Annotated in this window: 14 protein-coding genes; 5 read left to right on the forward strand and 9 right to left on the reverse strand. The window is 61.1% G+C overall.

Annotated features, from left to right (window positions below):
• Window positions 1-217: 217 nt before the first annotated feature.
• The 4 genes from KGB24_RS27230 to KGB24_RS27245 all read right to left on the reverse strand — a co-directional run bounded on the left by KGB24_RS27230 (window position 218) and on the right by KGB24_RS27245 (window position 4,979).
• The gene (locus KGB24_RS27230; protein WP_223416128.1) at window positions 218-1,549 is read right to left on the reverse strand and encodes an MFS transporter; all 1,332 of its coding nucleotides are present in this window, start codon (window positions 1,547-1,549) and stop codon (window positions 218-220) included.
• Window positions 1,550-1,726: 177 nt separating this feature from the next.
• Complete coding sequence (locus tag KGB24_RS27235; RefSeq protein WP_223413774.1) at window positions 1,727-2,653, reverse strand: hydroxymethylglutaryl-CoA lyase; 927 nt, start codon at window positions 2,651-2,653, stop codon at window positions 1,727-1,729.
• Window positions 2,650-3,843 carry a CaiB/BaiF CoA transferase family protein gene (locus KGB24_RS27240; RefSeq protein ID WP_207286759.1) on the reverse strand — a complete coding sequence of 398 codons (1,194 nt, stop codon included), beginning with the start codon at window positions 3,841-3,843 and terminating at the stop codon, window positions 2,650-2,652. The genes KGB24_RS27235 and KGB24_RS27240 overlap by 4 nt, the downstream gene beginning before the upstream one ends.
• 227 nt (window positions 3,844-4,070) lie before the next feature.
• The gene (locus KGB24_RS27245; RefSeq protein WP_223413775.1) at window positions 4,071-4,979 is read right to left on the reverse strand and encodes a LysR family transcriptional regulator; all 909 of its coding nucleotides are present in this window, start codon (window positions 4,977-4,979) and stop codon (window positions 4,071-4,073) included.
• Between the two features lie 157 nt (window positions 4,980-5,136).
• On the opposite strand from KGB24_RS27245, the gene KGB24_RS27250 reads away from it, so the two are divergent.
• Window positions 5,137-6,303: an MFS transporter gene (locus KGB24_RS27250; protein ID WP_223413776.1), complete on the forward strand. Its 1,167-nt coding sequence runs from the start codon at window positions 5,137-5,139 to the stop codon at window positions 6,301-6,303.
• On the opposite strand, the gene yiaY is transcribed toward KGB24_RS27250, so the two are convergent.
• Entirely contained in the window at window positions 6,300-7,448 is a 1,149-nt protein-coding gene (gene yiaY / locus KGB24_RS27255) for an L-threonine dehydrogenase (RefSeq protein ID WP_008025719.1), read from the reverse strand. The genes KGB24_RS27250 and yiaY overlap by 4 nt on opposite strands.
• Window positions 7,449-7,604: 156 nt before the next feature.
• Between yiaY and KGB24_RS27260 the strand changes: the two genes are divergently transcribed.
• Entirely contained in the window at window positions 7,605-8,624 is a 1,020-nt protein-coding gene (locus KGB24_RS27260) for a DUF4917 family protein (protein ID WP_223413777.1), read from the forward strand.
• A gap of 138 nt (window positions 8,625-8,762) precedes the next feature.
• Here KGB24_RS27260 and KGB24_RS27265 read toward each other — a convergent pair whose 3' ends face one another.
• Window positions 8,763-9,305, reverse strand: a complete 543-nt coding sequence (locus tag KGB24_RS27265) for a helix-turn-helix domain-containing protein (RefSeq protein WP_008039507.1) — start codon at window positions 9,303-9,305, stop codon at window positions 8,763-8,765.
• A gap of 158 nt (window positions 9,306-9,463) precedes the next feature.
• On the opposite strand from KGB24_RS27265, the gene KGB24_RS27270 reads away from it, so the two are divergent.
• Both KGB24_RS27270 and KGB24_RS27275 read left to right on the forward strand, forming a co-directional pair.
• On the forward strand, window positions 9,464-10,246 hold the full coding sequence (locus tag KGB24_RS27270) for an aldolase (protein ID WP_008025714.1): 783 nt from the start codon (window positions 9,464-9,466) through the stop codon (window positions 10,244-10,246).
• 29 nt (window positions 10,247-10,275) lie between these two features.
• Window positions 10,276-11,163, forward strand: a complete 888-nt coding sequence (locus KGB24_RS27275; RefSeq protein WP_223413778.1) for a dihydrodipicolinate synthase family protein — start codon at window positions 10,276-10,278, stop codon at window positions 11,161-11,163.
• 108 nt (window positions 11,164-11,271) lie between these two features.
• Here KGB24_RS27275 and KGB24_RS27280 read toward each other — a convergent pair whose 3' ends face one another.
• The 3 genes from KGB24_RS27280 to KGB24_RS27290 all read right to left on the reverse strand — a co-directional run bounded on the left by KGB24_RS27280 (window position 11,272) and on the right by KGB24_RS27290 (window position 12,697).
• The gene (locus KGB24_RS27280) at window positions 11,272-11,616 is read right to left on the reverse strand and encodes a YegP family protein (RefSeq protein WP_008025708.1); all 345 of its coding nucleotides are present in this window, start codon (window positions 11,614-11,616) and stop codon (window positions 11,272-11,274) included.
• Window positions 11,617-11,795: 179 nt separating this feature from the next.
• Window positions 11,796-12,101: a ribbon-helix-helix domain-containing protein gene (locus KGB24_RS27285; RefSeq protein WP_008025707.1), complete on the reverse strand. Its 306-nt coding sequence runs from the start codon at window positions 12,099-12,101 to the stop codon at window positions 11,796-11,798.
• 14 nt (window positions 12,102-12,115) lie between these two features.
• On the reverse strand, window positions 12,116-12,697 hold the full coding sequence (locus KGB24_RS27290) for a DJ-1/PfpI family protein (protein ID WP_008025704.1): 582 nt from the start codon (window positions 12,695-12,697) through the stop codon (window positions 12,116-12,118).
• Window positions 12,698-12,974: 277 nt separating this feature from the next.
• Between KGB24_RS27290 and KGB24_RS27295 the strand changes: the two genes are divergently transcribed.
• A complete protein-coding gene (locus KGB24_RS27295; protein ID WP_008025702.1) occupies window positions 12,975-13,865 on the forward strand; it encodes a DMT family transporter in 891 nt (296 codons plus the stop codon).
• Window positions 13,866-13,941: the final 76 nt, after the last annotated feature.

Below are 13,941 nucleotides of genomic sequence, written 5' to 3' on the forward strand. Positions count from 1 at the left end.
GGCGATTGCGGTCTGGGATTGCAATGCGGTTTTCGAGGGACTCATCGCCGGCAAGCCGGCTCCTACAGGGTTGTGCGTACTTTGGGAGCGATCGTTAACTCCTGAACGCCGCGGTCCTGTAGGAGCTGGCTTGCCAGCGATTGCGGTTTGGGATTGCGATGCAGTTTTCGAGGGACTCATCGCCAGCAAGCCGGCTCCTACAGGGTTGTGTACTTCCCTAAAATTTGTCGAGTGTGCGCAGTTTTTGCGGCAACCCCCACAACAACAGCGCAACCGCGATCAGCGCGCAGACGCCGATGACGTACAGCGCCGGTGTGGTGCTGCCGGTCAGGTCTTTGATTCGCCCGACCATGACCGGGCTGACGATGCCGCCGAACTGGCCGAGGGTGTTGATCACCGCGATCCCGCCCGCAGCCCCTGCGCCGGCACCGGCCAGCAGTTTCGGTGGCAGGGTCCAGAAGCTCGGAATCGAGGCGATGATCCCGGCGCCGAGCAAGCCCAGCGCGACGATCAGGAAAGTCGTGTGGTTAGCGAAGATCCCGGCACAGAAGAACCCCAGCGCGCCCACCGCCACCAGCCCGGCGACAAACTTGCGCCGCTCGCCGGTCGAGTCGGACAACCGCCCGATCACCACCATGCTGACAGCGCCGCAGATGTACGGAATCGCCGTCAGCAAACCGATCATCACCGGGCTCTCGGTGCCTGCACTGCGGATCAGTTGCGGTGCCCAGAAGTTCAAGCCGTAGGACGCCACCTGAATCAGGAAGTAGATCAGGCCGAGCGTGAGAAAACCGGGAATCCGCAGCGCGGCGAGCAGCGAGCCACCGCTCTTGTGCGGTTCGTGGTGGGCGATGCGGCTGGCCAGCAACGTCTTCTCCGACGGTGTCAGCCAATGAGCGTCTTCGATGCGGTCCTTGAGCAAGGTCAGCACCAGCAAACCGAGGCCAATGCAGGGCACGCCGCCGAGCAGAAACAGCCAATGCCAGCCGCGCATGTCCAGGAAACCATCGAGGTGTTGCAGCACCAGCCCGGAGAACGGTGCGCCGACCAGCCCGGCAAATGCTGATGACAGGAACAGCATCGAGGTGATGCGCCCACGATAATGCTGCGGGAACCACAGCGTCAGGTAATACAGTACGCCCGGCGCAAAACCCGCTTCCATCGCGCCGATCACGAAGCGCAGCGCGTAGAACTGCCATTCGCTGTTGACGAAGACCATCGCCGCCGTCGCAAGGCCCCAGGACATCATGATTCGGGCGATCCAGCGTCGGGCGCCGACCTTGTACAGCATCATGTTGCTCGGCACTTCGAAGATCACGTAACCGACCACGAACAGCCCGGCGCCGAGGCCGTACGCGGTGTCGCTCAGGCTCAGGTCGGCCTGCAACTGGAACTTGGCGAAGCTGATGTTGATACGGTCGAAAAAGGCGAACAGGTAGCAGACCATGATCAGCGGCATCAGGCGCCAGGCGACTTTGCTGACCAGGGCTTTTTCTTCGTCGTGGCTAACGGACGGGCTCGCGCCCGCCTCCAGTACGTTAAGGCTCATGCTGTTTCTCCAGGCGGACTTCCCGTGGGTGTCCGATTGTTTTTGTTGTCTGGTTTGTTGTGGTTCGTTCTGTAGGAGCGAGGCTTGCCCGCGAAGGCGGTGTGTCAGTCGTTAGAAATGTTGAATGACAGGCCGCCTTCGCGGGCAAGCCTCGCTCCTACAGGGGTGTTGGGTGAGTCAGGAAGGCACCGGGTGCAGGTCGCAATTGCGGCCGGCCTTGGCCAGTTGTCCGGGGACTTCGTGGCCGAGCAGCGCGGGTAATCCTCGCGACAGATTCAGCAACAATGGCAGATCGATGCCGGTATGAATGCCGATTTCATCGCACAGGTTGACCAGGTCTTCGGTGCAGATATTGCCCGAGGCACCGGGTGCAAACGGGCAACCACCGAGCCCGCCGAGGGCCGCGTCGAAGCGTCGGGCACCCGCCTCGTAAGCCGCCAGCACATTGCACAAACCGAGGCCGCGGGTGTTGTGGAAATGCAGGGTCAGATCCGCTGGCGAAACCCGCTGCAACACCCGCCGCACCAGCCGATCCACCTGCCGTGGATTGGCCATGCCAGTGGTGTCGGCCAAGGTGATGCCCTGAATCCCGAGCTCCTGATATTCATCGACGATTTGCAGCACGCGGTCCTCATCAATCTTGCCCTCGAACGGGCAACCGAAAGTGGTAGCGATGCTGCCATTCAGTCGCACAGGGGTATCGCCCACGTATTGCACGATCTCGCCGAACGCGGCCAATGAAGCTTCGCAACGCATGCGCATGTTGGCCAGGTTGTGGGTCTGGCTGGCGGACATCACCAGGTTCAGCTCATCGGCGCGACACGCCAATGCCCGTTGCGCGCCCTTGAGGTTGGGGATCAACGCGACATAGATCACCCCCGGTTGGCGGATGATGCCCTTGAACACCAGCTCACCATCGCGCAGTGCGGGGATGGCCTTGGGCGACACGAACGAGCCGGCTTCGATGCGGCTGAATCCAGCCAGTGACAGCTGATCGATCAGCGCGATTTTGTCGACCGTTTCCACCCAGGTCGGCTCTATCTGCAAGCCGTCGCGCGGGGAGACTTCCTGAACGATCAGGCTCTCGGAAAAATCAGTGATCATTGCACCACCCCTTCAGTTTTCAGGCGTTCGATGTCCGCATCCGTCAGGCCCAGCCCCGCGAGAATCCCGTCGGTGTGCTGGCCCAGGCCCGGCCCCGACCAGTTCACGCCGCCGGGGGTTTCGGAAAGTTTGGGCACGATGCCCGGCATCTTCACTTTCGCGCCGCCGGGCAGGTCGGCGCTGAGCAACATGTCCCGCGCCTGATAGTGCGGGTCGGCGACGATGTCGGCCACGGAATAGATGCGCCCAGCCGGTACTTCAGCGGCCTCCAGGGCCGCCAGCACGTCATCGATGGGCAGGCTGCTGGTCCAGTGGGTGATGGCGGCGTCGAGCACATTGCTTTTCAAGGCGCGGCCATCGTTGTGGGCAAACTCTGGCGCTTCGGCCAGATCGCGGCGACCGATCACTTCCATCAATCGTTTGTAGATCGGGTCGCTGTTACCGGCGATCACCACGTAGGCGCCATCGGCCGTCAGGTAGGTGTTGGACGGCGCGATGCCCGGCAAGGCACCGCCGCTGCGTTCACGGACATGACCGAGCATGTCGTATTCCGGCACCAGGCTTTCCATGACATTGAACACGCTTTCGGCCAGCGACACATCGACCACTTGCCCGCCGCCCTGCCCGGTCTTGACCCGCAGCAGCGACATCAACGCACCGATCACCGCGTGCAAAGACGCCAGGGAATCACCGAGGCTGACACCCACCCTCGCCGGTGGCGAACCGGGGGTGCCGGTGGTGTAGCGAATGCCGCCCATGGCCTCGCCGATGGCGCCGAAACCCGGGCGGTCGCGGTAGGGGCCGGTCTGGCCGTAACCGGAAATGCGTACCAGCGTCAGGTTGGGATTGAGCGCGTGCAGCACGTCCCAGCCCAGGCCGAGTTTTTCCAGGGCGCCGGGGCGCAGGTTTTCGATCAGCACGTCGGCGCTGGTCGCCAGTTGCTTGACCAGTTCGATGCCTTCGGGGGATTTCAGATTCAGCGCCAGGGACTTCTTGTTACGCGATTGCAGGTACCACCACAGCGAGGTGCCCTCGTGCAGCTTGCGCCATTTGCGCAGCGGGTCGCCCTGGCCCATGGCTTCGATCTTGATCACTTCGGCGCCGAACTCGGCGAGCATGCGGGCGGCGAACGGCGCGGCGATCAGCGTGCCGATTTCGATCACTTTGATTGCGCTCAGGGGGGCAGTCATCGCGGGGTACCTCTTATTCTTGGAATATGCGCCAAGGCTAGAGGAGCGAGGGGAATGGAATCCAACCTTCAGTTGGCAACGGGCGTTCGCCAAACGCGAACGGTCGGTAGAGGAATTGCCGCGACCTCAGGTCAGTCTTCGCGGGCAAGCCTCGCTCCTACAGGTTTGCGAGATCCCTGTAGGAGCGAGGCTTGCCCGCGAAGGCGCCGGACCTGCCAACAATAATCTCAACCCTGCCCGCGCAACTGCTCAAACAACATCCGGCTCACCGGCGACAACGCCGCTTCATCGCGCACGACGATGATCAACGCCCGATCCGACCAGTCATCCGTCAACGGCACCGCATGCAAACCCAACGCCCGCCCAAACAGTTCATAAGCCTTCTGCGGCAAAATCCCGATGCCCATGTTGGCCTGGACCATCCGGCACATCGCATCGAACCCCGGCACATGAATCCGAAGCCGCAGCACTTTGCCCGCCTGACGCGCGGCTGCGTGGGTGCGCATGTTGATGGAACTGGCGGCGTGCAGGCCGACGTAATCGCTGTCCAGCGTATCGGCGAACGCCAGGCTGGAACGGCTGGCCAAGGGATGATCCGGCAACATCAACACCACCAGTTTGTCCTGGCGATACAGCACGCTGTGCAGACCTTTCACATCACTGTCGCTGGAACAGATCCCGAGGTCCGCCACGCCATCCAGCACCCCTTGAATCACCCCGCTGCTGGGGCGTTCTTCGAGGTCGCTCTTGACCTGCGGATGACGTTCGGAAAAGTCCCTCAGGTCTTCCGGCAGGAATTGAATGATCGCCGACAGGTTGGCGAGCATCCGCACATAGCCGCGAATACCGTGGCTGTGCTCACCCAACTCCAGGCCCATTTTCTCGACGTTGAACAACATCTGCCGAGCGTGGTGCAACAGGGTTTCGCCGGCCGGTGTCAGGGTCATGCCTTTGGCCTGACGCACAAACAGACTGATGCCCAGCGCCTCCTCCAACTCCATCAACCGCTTGCTCGCCGCCGACACCGCAATCGCTTCGCGCGCAGCGGCACGGGTCAGCGTGCCTTCTTCGTGGACGGCGACGAACAGTTGAAGGGTCATCAGATCGAGACGGCGGATCAGGCTTTTTTGCAGCATGGAGGGCTCGATGGTTTTGGGGGTGGCGGAGTCGGGAGGATATCGCCATTGAGGTCAGGCAACACAAAACCATGGACGATTCGTCCGCGACCGGTCACCTCGGTATAGTCTTGCCGCAATCAAAACGCCCGACTGAAAACATCACCCAAGGCTTTCCATGAAGAGCAGCACCACCCTCCTCGTCACCTGCAGCACGGTTTTTCTCGCGCAGTTAGGCATGAGCATTTACCTGCCGGCGCTGCCGGAGATGGCTCGGTATCTGTCTGCCGACGCCTCGCAGGTTTCGTGGGGACTGGCCGTGTATCTGATCGGCATGGCGCTGCCGATGCTGTTCTGGGGCAGCCTTGGTCAGCGCATCGGCCGAAAACCGGTGCTGCTGGCGGCGCTTGGTATTTATGGGGTGGGCAACCTTGCGCTGCCCTTGGGCCAGACGCTGGAATCCTTTCTCTTTTTCAGACTGGTTCAGGGCATCGGCGCCAGCGGAATTTCGGTCATGGCCCGGGTGTTGATCCGTGACAGTTTTCGTGGTGACCTGTTGGCCAAAGCCCTGTCCTGGCTTTCGATTTCTTTCGTGGTGGCGCTGGGGATCGGCCAGTATCTGGGGTCGGTCATCCAGGTCGCGTTGGGCTGGCCGGCGATTTTCTACCTGCTGGGCAGTGTGAGTCTGTTGCTGGCGATGGTCGTGGCACGGGTCACGTTCCCGGTGCGGGTGGAGGACACTGTTCAGTCGTCCGCGTGGCCGAGCTATTGGCGCATTCTGCGTGATAGGGCCTTTCTGCTGCCGGCGCTCACCGGTGGGTTGGGTTATGGGGTGATCATCGCCTTCAACACCGCGGCGCCACTGATTCTGCAAGGACCGTTCAACTGGTCGGCCGTGGAATACGGGCTGTTGGGCTGGCCCATTAGCGCGGGGTATTTTCTCGGGGCATTGGCGGTCAACGGTCTGGTGCTGCGCACCGGTCAGCGTCGGATGATGACGGCGGGGGTGGGGCTGGTGCTGGCCGGCAGTGCGGTAATGTTGCTGGGGAGCATCGCCGGCACTTCGATTGCGCTGTTGTTCTGGTTGCCCTACTGCGTAGCGGTGTTCGGCCAGTCGTTGAATTACCCGATCAGCCTGGCGCTGGCCAACGACGGTTCGCCGGTCGGCGGTGCGTATGCGATGGCGTTGAGCGGGTTCATCCATCAACTGATGGCTGCCGTCATCGGTGGTATCGCGAGCCTGATCGCCAGTCAGCAGGCATGGCCGTTGTCACTGTTATGCACGTTGCTGGCCCTGGGCGCGATGCTCTGCGTGATCATCGCGCCCGGCCGTAAAACCGCTTAGAACGCGCTGCGGAAAATCTCCTCGATCTGCCGCTGATCCGCTGCACGTGGGTTGGTCACGCCGCACGCGTCTTTCAAGGCGTTGCTGGCGAGCGTCGGGATGTCGTTGAGGCGGGCACCGAGTTCACGCAATCCGGCGGGGATTTCCACATCCCTGGCCAGGCTGCGGATCGCCGTGATGGCTGCCTGCGCGCCCTCTTCCGGGCTGAAGCCGCGAATATCGGCGCCCATTGCGTGGGCCACGTCGGTCAGGCGTTCGGCGCACACCAGCGCGTTGAAACTTTGCACATGCGGCAACAGCACGGCGTTACAGACACCATGGGGCAAGTCGTAGAAACCACCCAACTGGTGGGCCATCGCATGCACGTAGCCAAGGGACGCATTGTTGAACGCCATGCCTGCGAGGAACTGTGCGTAAGCCATGTTTTCCCGCGCGGCCAGGTCGCTGCCATCGCGCACGGCCAGGCGCAGGTTGCTGCTGATCAGCGTCATCGCCTTCAGCGCGCAGGCATCGGTGATCGGGTTGGCAGCGGTGGACACGTAGGCTTCGATGGCGTGGGTCAGCGCGTCCATGCCGGTGGCGGCGGTCAGGCTTTTGGGCATGGCGACCATCAGCGCCGGGTCGTTGACCGATAGCAGCGGCGTGACGTTGCGGTCGACGATGGCCATTTTCACGTGACGGGTTTCGTCAGTGATGATGCAGAATCGCGTCATCTCGCTGGCGGTGCCGGCGGTGGTGTTGATGGCGATCAACGGCAGTTGCGGCTTCTCGGATTGATCGACGCCTTCGTAATCGCGAATCTGCCCGCCATTGGTCGCACACAACGCGATGCCTTTGGCGCAGTCGTGGGGCGAACCACCGCCCAGCGACACCACAAAATCACAGCGACTTTCCTTGAGCAGGCCCAGCCCGCTCTCGACGTTGGCGATGCTCGGGTTGGGCTTGGCGCCGTCGAAGATGACCGAGTCGATGTCTTTCATTGCCAGCCTCTCGGCGATCATCGCAGCCACGCCCGCCTTGGCCAGCCCGGCGTCGGTGACGATCAGCGCCTTTTTAAAACCGTACTTGCCGATGGCGTCCATGGCCTCGTCGAGGCAACCAATACCCATGATGTTCACGGCGGGGATGAAAAACGTGCTGCTCATGGCGAATCTCCAGGTCTGGGCCGTATCGGCGGTTCGATCCGGCGGATACCCACAGGATCGACCCATCGGCGCGGCGTTAACTTGATCTGGCTCAAGTCCGGGTCGTGATAAAGTCGCCGCCCATCCGACCTTTTGCTTTTTGAGACGACGACCGCAATGACCGATTTCCAGGATGTCGATGCCCAACTTGAAGACTGGAACGCCCTGCGCGCCACCGCCTCGATCAGCGGCCTGCTGGTGGGCAACGGCGCCAGCCGCGCGGTCTGGGACGATTTCGGCTACGACTCGCTGTTCGAAAACGCCCGCACCGTCGAAGAAAAACCCCTGAGCCAGTCCGAACTCAGCGTGTTCGACGCGATGCAAACGCGCAGTTTCGAGCAGGTGCTGGGTGCGCTGAAAACCACCAGCCGGGTGAACAAGGCCCTGGCCGTCAGCTCCGCCGCACCGCGCAATCGCTACTACGCGATCAAGGAAGCGCTGATCAACACCGTGCACGCGGTGCACATCCCGTGGCGACTGGTGGTGCCTTCGACGCTGGCGACGATCAATCAGGAACTGGGCCGTTACCGGACGGTGTTCACCACCAATTACGACTTGCTCAACTACTGGGCGATCCAGCACCAGCCGGATGCGATCACCGACCTGTTCCAGGGTGCCGAGCCAGGGTTTGATTTGAGCGCCACGGCGACCAATAAAACCCGTCTGCTGTACCTGCACGGCGGTTTGCATCTGGTGCGTAATCAGGACGGCACGGCGCGCAAACTGATGTCGACCGAAGGCACGCTGCTGGGCAGCTTTGCGATCAACAACACGATCAAGACGCTGGATGACGTGCCGCTGTTTGTGAACGAAGGGCCGAGTGCAGACAAGCTCAAGACCATCCGCAGCTCGGATTATCTGTCGTTTTGCTATGACCAGTTATTGGGGCATGCCGAGGGGTTGTGCGTCTTCGGGCATGCGCTGGGCGAGCAGGACAGCCACATCATTCATGCGCTGCGCCAGGCGAAACCCAAGGTGGTGGCGATTTCGATTTATCCGCGCAGCAAGGCGTTTATCCAGCATCAGAAGCGGCATTACGCGAAGGTGTTTGAGGGGACCGGATCGGAGCTGCGGTTTTTTGATTCGAAGACGCATGCGCTTGGAAGTCCCAAGCTCACCGTTCCCGTCGAGGTCTAACACCGATTTTGTAGGAGCCGGCTTGCTGGCGATGGCGGTGGGTCAGTCAATGCAGATGTTGATTGACCCACCGCTATCGCCAGCAAGCTGGCTCCTACAGGGGTGTGCGGTGTTTGCGAAAACGCCCATTCATGCAGCTCACTCTTCAGCGCTATGCACCACCACCAGCAACTGCGCCTGAACCTCGCCCACTGAGCGGATCCGGTGCGGTTTCTGCGCATTGAAGTGCAACGCATCACCGCGTTCGAGCAGCACGCGCTCGTTCATGAAGTCCACTTCCACCTGCCCTTCGTGGACAAACAGAAACTCCTCCCCCACGTGTTCCTTGAAGGTTTTGTCCGCGAATTCGAACGGCGGATAAATGATAAACGGCAGCAGACTGCGCTCACTCACCTGATGCGCCAGCACCGCATAGCCGGGGCTCTCATCATTGGCCGCCAGCGACTGACGCTCATGGCTGCGCACCAGGCTGTAGCTATCGAGGCTGACGCTGTCTTCGGAGAACAATTCCTCGACCTTGACGTTCAGCGCCTTGGCCAGTTTCAGCGCAGCCGCGATGGACGGGGTATTCAACCCGCGCTCGACTTTCGACAGATAGCTCTTGGTCATCCCGGATTTTTCTGCCAGGGCCTCGAGCGTCACGCCCAATTTTTTTCTCAGTAATTTCAAACGGATAGACATGCAGAACGATTAATCCATCGAGGAGGCAACGATTCATCCTTGCCAATGACACAAAGTGTCATATAGCATCATTTGTGTCATTTGCATTCACCAAGGCCTTGCGAGCAACGAGTGAACGGCAAATCCGACGTCCATTGAACCACCCAAAGGACACCGATATGGCCAAGACCTTAGCATTACCCAAAGAGCAACTGGTCAAGCAAGCGCTGACCCAGATGCAAAATACCCTGGCAGATAATACGTGGACCGACCGGCAAAAGCTGGCCCTGACGTGCCGCATTCTGTTCGAGCACGGCCACGACTCTGGCCTGGCCGGGCAGATCACCGCCCGTGGCCCGCAGCCCGGCACTTACTACACTCAACAACTGGGCCTGGGTTTCGACGAAATCACCGCCAGCAACCTGCTGCTGGTCAACGAAGACCTGGAAGTGCTTGAAGGCCACGGCATGCCCAACCCGGCCAACCGTTTCCACAGTTGGGTGTACCGCGCCCGACCGGACGTGAACTGCATCATTCACACGCACCCGACGCACGTCGCGGCGCTGTCGATGCTCGAAGTGCCGCTGCAGATTTCCCACATGGACCTCTGCCCGCTCTACGACGACTGCGCGTTTCTCGAAGGCTGGCCGGGTGTGCCGGTCGGTAACGAAGAAGGCGAGCTGATTGCCGGCGCCCTCGGCGACAAGCGCGCGGTCCTGCTGTCGCACCACGGCCAGTTGTCCACCGGCACGACCATCGAAGAAGCCTGTGTGATCGCGCAACTGATCGAACGCGCCGCGAAGCTGCAACTGTTGGCGATGAGCGCCGGGACCATCAAGCCGATCATTCCGGAACTGGGCCGTGAAGCCCACGACTGGATCTCGAAACCCAAGCGCCATGGCGCTGCGTTCAACTACTACGCTCGGCAGAACCTGCGCCAACACGCCGATTGCCTGAACTGAACCCACGCATTTTCAAGAGGAGCGTCGCCATGTCGACCCCAACTATTCACGGCATCATCGGCTACACCATCACCCCGTTCACCGCCAATGGCGAAGGCGTTGATCTCGACGCGCTCGGACGTTCCATCGACCGTCTGATCGACGACGGCGTCCACTCGATCGCGCCGCTGGGCAGCACCGGCGAAGGCGCCTACCTGAGCGACGCGGAGTGGGACCAGGTCAGCGAGTTCAGTATCAAGCACGTGGCCAAACGGGTGCCGACCATCGTCAGCGTATCCGACCTGACCACCGCCAAAGCGGTGCGCCGCGCACGTTTCGCCGAAGCCCATGGCGCCGACGTGGTGATGGTCTTGCCGACGTCTTACTGGAAACTCAGCGAGGCGGAAATCCTCGCCCATTACCGCGCCATCGGCGACAGCATCGGCGTGCCGATCATGCTCTACAACAACCCGGCCACCAGCGGCACGGACATGTCGGTCGACCTGATCCTGCGCATCGTCAACACCGTGGACAACGTGACCATGGTCAAGGAGAGCACCGGCGACATCCAGCGCATGCACCAATTGCAACGGCTCGGCGAGGGTCAGGTGCCGTTCTACAACGGCTGCAATCCGCTGGCGCTGGAGGCGTTTGCAGCGGGTGCGAAAGGCTGGTGCACGGCGGCGCCGAACCTGATTGCGCAGCTCAATCTCGATTTGTATGACGCGGTTTTGGCCAACGATCTGAGCAAGGCGCGTGAACTGTTCTATCGCCAGTTGCCGTTGCTGGACTTCATTTTGAAGGGTGGGCTGCCGGCGACGATCAAGGCCGGTTTGCGTGCGACCGGGCTGGAGGTGGGCGATCCACGGTTGCCGGTGTTTCCGTTGGGTGAGACTGGGCTGAGTCAGCTTCAAGGCTTGTTGAACGCGTTACGCTGATCACCAAACCCTGTAGGAGCCAGCTTGCTGGCGATGGTGTGTCAGTCGACACCTGTGTAGCTGACACACCATCGCCGGCAAGCCGGCTCCTACAAGGGTTTTGTGTTGTTAGAGCACCGGCAAGGTCTTGTCCTTGATCACGGTGGTCGGGCCGTTGGTCTTCACGCTGGCAATGCCTTTTTCCCGCGCGGCCTCGGAAGAATAGGCCTCGCTGCTGCCGATGATCTCGTGGTTGGCAGCCTTGAGGTTGAAATACGGATGGCCATCCTTGGTAGTCTTTTTCTCGTAGCGCTCATCCAGCGGGCTGTTCTTCTGCACTGAGGCGATGCCGTTTTCGGCGGCGCTGCGAGTGGTGTAGTGCTCGCTGTTCAGAATGGTTTCGGCATTCGCCGCTTTCAGCACGAAGCGAAACTGGCCGTTGCTGGTTTTGCTCAACTCATACCATCCAGACATAATTTTTCTCCTTGGCGATTGAGGGGTTTCGCGCTTCAGAGTAAAGACCAGCCATGGATTTTTGTCGCCTGAACCGGCCTCTTCGCGGGCAAGTCGAATCGTCGCACCGCTCGCTCCTACAGGAACGCGTTCCCCTGTAGGAGCGAGGCTTGCCCGCGAATGGGTCGACACGGTCCGGGCTATTTCACCACTGCACGCACCACCGACAACTCCGGCGCCTGCACCCGCCGTTGCGACAAATACCGCGTACAACTCACCCGCAAGAACGAAGCAAAATTCACCACTTCCCCGCGATAATCCATCACCTCTTCATACAGCTTGGCAATCAACTGGTTGGTGGTCATGCCGTCGACCTCGGCGATTTCGCTGAGGATGTCCCAGAACTGATTCTCCAGCCGCAGAGTGGTGACCACCCCGCAGATGCGCAGCGAGCGGGAGCGCGATTCGTAGAGAATCGGGTCGGCCTTGACGTAGAGCTCGCACATGAAAAAGTCCCTCGTTACAGCGTGATTTTGGTGCCCAGCAACCCGAGGAAACCGGCGAGCCAGCTCGGGTGGGCCGGCCAGGCCGGAGCAGTGGCCAGATTGCCTTGAACGTGACCTTCCGTCACCGGGATATCGATAAACGTACCGCCGGCCAAGCGTACTTCCGGTGCGCAAGCCGGGTAGGCGCTGCATTCGCGACCTTCCAGAACTCCCGCCGCCGCCAGTAATTGCGCACCGTGGCACACGGCGGCGATCGGTTTGCCGGCCTTGTCGAAGGCACGCACCAGGTCCAGGACTTTTTCGTTCAGGCGCAGGTATTCCGGGGCACGACCGCCGGGGATCAGCAGCGCGTCGTAGTCGGCTTCAGCGACCTTGGCAAAATCGAAGTTCAAGGCAAACAGATGGCCGGGCTTTTCGCTGTAGGTCTGGTCGCCTTCGAAGTCGTGGATCGCCGTGCGCACGGTCTGGCCGGCGGATTTGTCCGGGCAGACGGCGTGCACCGTGTGGCCGACCATCAACAATGCCTGGAACGGCACCATCACTTCGTAGTCTTCGACGTAATCGCCGACCAGCATCAGGATTTTCTTGGCAGCCATGGGGAGGACTCCTCTGGGGAAATGCTTAGGAGTATTCAAGGTAGTCGTTATCCAGAGGGGCGGGTAATAACCAGCTACTACTTGAAGACCGCGTTATCGTTCATCGCGAGCAGGCTCGCTCCCACAGGGGAACGCATTCCAAATGTGGGAGCGAGCCTGCTCTCGATGGGGCCCTCAAACTGTACGGATAACTCTGCGCCTAGCTGTAACAGCGGCCGCCACCGGATTTATGGCTAGATGAAGACACTTCCCGCCACCCTGAACTCTGGTTCCCATCATGTCCACGCGCGAAAACACCGGCATGGCCCTCGGCCTGCTCGGCGTTGTGATTTTCAGCCTGACCCTGCCCTTCACACGGATCGTCGTGCAGGAACTCCATCCGTTGCTCAACGGCCTCGGCCGTGCGTTGTTCGCGGCGATTCCGGCGGCGCTGTTGTTGCTGTGGCGCAGGGAAAAATGGCCGACCTGGAAACAGGTCAAAGGCCTGACGCTGGTGATCGCCGGCGTGATCCTTGGCTTCCCGGTTTTATCCGCCTGGGCGATGCAGACCTTGCCCGCGTCCCACGGCGCACTGGTCAACGGCCTGCAACCCTTGTGCGTGGCGCTGTACGCCGCGTGGTTGTCCCACGAACGCCCGTCGAAAGCCTTCTGGGCCTGTGCCGCGCTGGGCAGTGCGCTGGTGCTGGGTTACGCGCTGATCAGCGGTGCCGGGAGCATTCAGGCCGGTGATTTGCTGATGCTCGGCGCGATTGCCGTAGGCGGTCTGGGGTATGCCGAAGGGGGACGCTTGGCCAAGGAGATGGGTGGCTGGCAGGTGATCTGCTGGGCGCTGGTGCTGTCGACGCCGCTGTTGATCGGACCGGTGGTGTACCTGGCGCTGCAACACCAGGGCGAAATTTCGGCCAAGACCTGGTGGGCCTTTGGTTATGTTTCGCTGTTCTCGCAGTTCATCGGCTTCTTCGCCTGGTACGCCGGGCTGGCCATGGGTGGCATTGCCCGGGTCAGTCAGATCCAGCTGTTGCAGATCTTCTTCACCATCGCGTTTTCGGCGTTGTTCTTCGGTGAACACATCGAACCGATCACCTGGCTGTTTGCTGCCGGGGTGATCGTGACGGTGATGTTGGGGCGTAAAACGGCGGTCAAACCCGCTCGCATAGCCACCGCGTAACTCTGACCGCCCCCGGAATGCACTGACACAACTCAATCCTGTAGGAGCCGGCTTGCCGGCGATGGCGTCCATGAAA

Origin of the sequence: Pseudomonas sp. BF-RE-25 (genome assembly GCF_019956105.1) — a bacterium.
GTDB classification, from domain to species: Bacteria; Pseudomonadota; Gammaproteobacteria; order Pseudomonadales; family Pseudomonadaceae; genus Aquipseudomonas; species Aquipseudomonas migulae.